This is a genomic window from uncultured Arenimonas sp. (assembly GCF_963976025.1).
Taxonomy (GTDB): domain Bacteria; phylum Pseudomonadota; class Gammaproteobacteria; order Xanthomonadales; family Xanthomonadaceae; genus Arenimonas.
On record NZ_CAXBJS010000213.1, the window covers coordinates 1 to 4,162 of the forward strand.

3 protein-coding genes are annotated in these 4,162 nt (G+C 72.2%); all 3 read left to right on the forward strand.

Features of this window, described 5'->3' with window-relative positions; all coding sequences use genetic code 11:
- On the forward strand, positions 1–1,252 hold a 1,252-nt coding region (locus tag AACZ35_RS12875; protein ID WP_339829941.1), incomplete at its 5' end, for an FAD-binding protein.
- 3 nt (positions 1,253–1,255) lie between these two features.
- Positions 1,256–2,404 carry an L-lactate dehydrogenase gene (locus tag AACZ35_RS12880; protein ID WP_339829943.1) on the forward strand — a complete coding sequence of 383 codons (1,149 nt, stop codon included), beginning with the start codon at positions 1,256–1,258 and terminating at the stop codon, positions 2,402–2,404.
- Between the two features lie 28 nt (positions 2,405–2,432).
- Positions 2,433–4,091 carry an acetolactate synthase large subunit gene (locus AACZ35_RS12885; protein ID WP_339829945.1) on the forward strand — a complete coding sequence of 553 codons (1,659 nt, stop codon included), beginning with the start codon at positions 2,433–2,435 and terminating at the stop codon, positions 4,089–4,091.
- Positions 4,092–4,162 lie beyond the last annotated feature (71 nt).

Below are 4,162 nucleotides of genomic sequence, written 5' to 3' on the forward strand. Positions count from 1 at the left end.
GCGTTTCCTGCCGGCGGTGAACTGGGTCGAACGCGGCCGCGCCGGCGACGGCAATTCGGTGCCGCGTTACCACGTCGTCTGGGGCACGGCGCGCGAGCTGGTGATTCGCCTGGGCGACGCGATGCGCCGCGCCGGCGAAGGCGGCCGGCTGCATTTGCTGCACCGCCACCGCGTGCTGGGGCTGGAGAAAGAAGCCGGGCGTGTCTGCGGCGCGTTGGCGGTCGATGAAACCAGCGGTCGTGAAGTCCGCCTGCGCGCCGGCACCGTCGTGCTGGCCATGGGCGGCATCAACGGTGGCCATGCGCAGTGCCGCGCCAACTGGCCGGCCGACCGGCCGATGCCGGCGCGCATGCTCAACGGCGCGCATCCGTATTCCGATGGCCGCCTGCACCACCACGTTGCCGATGAGCTCGGCGGCCGGATCGTCAACGCCGGTGAAATGTGGAACTACGCGGCAGGCATCGCGCATCCGTTCCCGCACTTCGAAGGCCACGGCCTGTCGACCATTCCCTGCAAGTCGGCGCTTTGGCTCGACCACCGCGGCCAGCGCATCGGCCCCGAACCCCTGGTCACCGGTTTCGACACCCATTGGCTGTGCCAGCGCGTGGCGGAGCAGGAAAAACCCTGGACCTGGCACCTGCTCAACCGCCGAATCGCGCTGCGCGAATTCGCGATTTCAGGCGCCGAGCACAACCCGCGCATCCGCGAAAAACAATTCCTGCGCTTTGTCTTCGAAACCCTGACCGGCAACCGGCGCCTGGTCGCGCAGATGCAGCGCGAAAGCGCCGACTTCCTGGTCGACGACAGCCTGTCCGGCCTGGCCCTGAAAATGAATGCGCTGACCTGCTCCCACGACATCGATGCCGCCCGGCTGCAGGCCACGGTGGACGCTTTCGACGCGAACTACCGCAACGACCCGCAGGTGCGCCGTATCGAAGAGGCGCGGCAGTGGCGGCCCGACCGCCTGCGCACCTGCAAGCCGGCGCCGCTGCAGCAGTCCGGCGCCGGTCCCTTCATCGCGATCCGCATGCAGCTGATCACCCGCAAGAGCCTGGGCGGGCTGCGCACGGATCTCGCCAGCCGCGTGCTCGATGCCGACGGCGCCGCCGTTCCCGGCCTCTACTGCGTGGGCGAGGCCGCCGGATTCGGCGGCGGCGGCAGCAATGGCAAACGGTCGCTCGAGGGCACCTTCCTGCCGGGCTGCATCCTGACCGCGCGCGCCGCCGTGCGCTCGCTGCGCGAAGGGGGCTGAGCCATGGTCGGTCGCTTTCCCGCCACCTGCGCCGACTACCACGCCCTGGCCCGCCGGCGGCTGCCGCGGTTCCTGGCCGACTACCTCGATGGCGGCGCCGGGGCCGAACAGACCCTGGCCGCGAACACCGCCGCCTGGGCCGCGCTGCCGATCCGCCAGCGCGTGCTGGTGGATGTAAGTGGCGTCGATACATCGGCTTCCCTTCTTGGCGAAGACAGCCGCCTGCCGCTGGTGCTGGCCCCGGTCGGCCTGGCCGGCATGATGGCGCGCCGCGGCGAAGCCCAGGCGGCCCGCGCCGCGCGTTCGGCGGGCGTTGCTTTCACGCTGTCGACGGTCGGCATCTGCGGCGTCGATGAAGTGGCGGCCACCGGCACGCCGCCCTGGTTCCAGCTGTACATGCTGCGCGACCGCGGCGTGGTCGAAGCCCTGCTCGCGTCCGCCTGGGCCGCCGGCGTGCGGACCCTGGTGTTCACCGTCGACCTGCCACTGGCCGGGCCGCGCCACCGCGACGTGCGCAACGGCCTGGGCCAGGCGGGCCTGCGGCCGAAGCTGCTCAAGCTCTCGCAGCTGCTGTCGAGTCCGGGCTGGCTGTACGACGTCGGCGTGCGTGGCAAGCCGCACGGCTTCGGCAGCCTGGATGCCCACGTGCCGGTGGCCGGCGACATCAATGCGTTCCGGCGCTGGATCGATGCGCAGTTCGACCCCTCCATCACCTGGGACGACGTGGCCTGGCTGCGCGAACGCTGGCAGGGCAGGCTGGTGGTGAAGGGCCTGCTGGATCCGGCGGACGCCGAGACCGCGGTCGTCGCCGGTGCCGACGGCATCGTGGTGTCCAACCACGGCGGCCGCCAGCTCGAAGGTGCGGCCGCCACGGCGGCCAGGCTGCCGGCGGTGCTCGCGGCCGTCGGTGGCCGCGCCGAAGTGCTGGTGGACGGCGGCCTGCGTTCGGGCGTGGACGTGTTCCGCGCGCTGGCCCTGGGCGCCCGCGGCGTGATGATCGGCCGGCCCTGGGCCTGGGCCCTGGCCGGCGGCGGCGAACACGGCGTGGCCAGCCTGCTGGAAGTCTGGCGCCGCGAGCTGCAGGTCACCATGGCGCTGGCCGGCGTCACCCGCGTCGCCGACATCGGCCCCCATCACCTCGACCGCGCCTGAGCGCGGCCCACGTTTCACGGAGAGTCCCATGCCCAACGGCGCCCAAGCCCTGATGAAGACCCTCGCCGACGCCGGTATCGAGGTGTGCTTCAGCAATCCCGGCACCAGCGAAATGCACTTCGTCGCCGCGCTCGACGACGAACCGCGCATGCGCGCCGTGCTGGCGCTGTTCGAAGGCGTGGCGACCGGTGCCGCCGACGGCTACGCCCGCCTGGCCGACAAGCCCGCCGCGACCCTGCTGCACCTGGGCTGCGGCCTGGGCAATGGCCTGGCCAACCTGCACAACGCGCGCAAGGGCCGGGTGCCGGTGGTGAATATCGTCGGCGACCACGCCACCTACCACATGCCGCTCGACGCCCAGCTGCAGTCGGACATCGAAACCGTGGCGCGCAACGTCTCGCCGGGTTTCGTGCGTACCTCCATGCGAACGCAGGACCTGTGCCGCGACGCCTTCGATGCCGTGGTCGCCGCGCGCGGACTGCCCGGCCAGGTGGCCACCCTGATCCTGCCCGCAGACGTGTCCTGGGGCGAGGGCGCCACGCCCGCTGCGCCGCCGCCCCCGATGCCGCCGGCCGGCGCCGACGCCGACGCCGTGGCCGCCATCGCGAAGCTGCTGGCCTCCGGCGGCCGCACGGCGCTGCTGCTGGGCGGGCGCGCGCTGCGCGAGCCGGCGCTGGTGGCCGCGGGCCGCCTTGCCGCCAAATTCGGCGTGACGCTGCTGGCCGAGGTGTTCCCGACCCGGCTTGAACGCGGCGCCGGCCTGCCGCCGGTCGAGCGCATCGCCTACCTGGCCGAACTGGCCGGCGTGCAGCTGGCCGAGTTCGAACATCTTGTGCTTGTGGACGCCAAGGCGCCGGTTTCCTTCTTCGCCTACCCGGGCAAGGCCAGTGAACTGGTGCCCGCCGGCTGCCAGGTGCACACGCTGTGCCGGCCCGACCAGGACGCCGCGACCAGCCTGCAGGCGCTGGTCGAAGCCACGGGCGCCGGCGGTTCCCAGCCCGCGCTGCAGCCGGCATCGCGCCCGGGCCGTCCGCGCGGCCGGCTCAGCGCCGAAAAGGTCTGCAAGGCGGTCGGCCACCTGCTGCCGGAGCGCGCGATCGTCGTGGACGAGGCGATTACCTCGGGACTGATGCTGGGCCTGATGACCGCGGGCTGCCCGCGCCACGACCTGGTGACGCTGACCGGTGGCGCCATCGGCCAGGGCCTGCCCAATGCCGTGGGCGCCGCGGTGGCCTGCCCGGACCGCCCGGTGCTGGCCCTTATCGGCGACGGCACGGCCATGTACACGCTGCAGGCGCTGTGGACGATGGCGCGCGAGAACCTCAACGTGACCACCATCATTTTCAACAACGCCTCCTATTCGGTGCTCAACGTCGAACTTGAACGGGTCGGGGCCGAACGCATCGGCCCCAAGGCGCGCTCCCAGCTCGACATCGGCGGCCCGCGCCTGGATTTCGCCCGGCTGGCCCAGGGCATGGGCGTGCACGCGGTGCGGGCGGAAACCGCCGAAGAGTTCGCGCACGCCCTGGAATACGCGCTGGCCCATCCCGGCCCGCACCTGATCGATGCCGTGGTGCCCGAGTCGCTGGGTGGCGCCAAGCGCCGCATCCTGCCCTGGCTGCTGCGCACGCTGCCGCGGTTGCCGCCCTCGGTGGCGCGCGCACTCAAGCGCAAACTGGCACCCTGACCCATGCCTTCCCCCGAAAACCTTGTGGAACCGGAAGGCCTGCAGCGCCTGGGCTGGCGCGAGTGGGCGGC

Coding starts and splice junctions, on each gene's coding strand:
- AACZ35_RS12880 (WP_339829943.1), top strand. CDS start 1,256: ATGGTCGGTCGCTTTCCCGCCACCTGCGCCGACTACCACGCCCTGGCC.
- AACZ35_RS12885 (WP_339829945.1), top strand. CDS start 2,433: ATGCCCAACGGCGCCCAAGCCCTGATGAAGACCCTCGCCGACGCCGGT.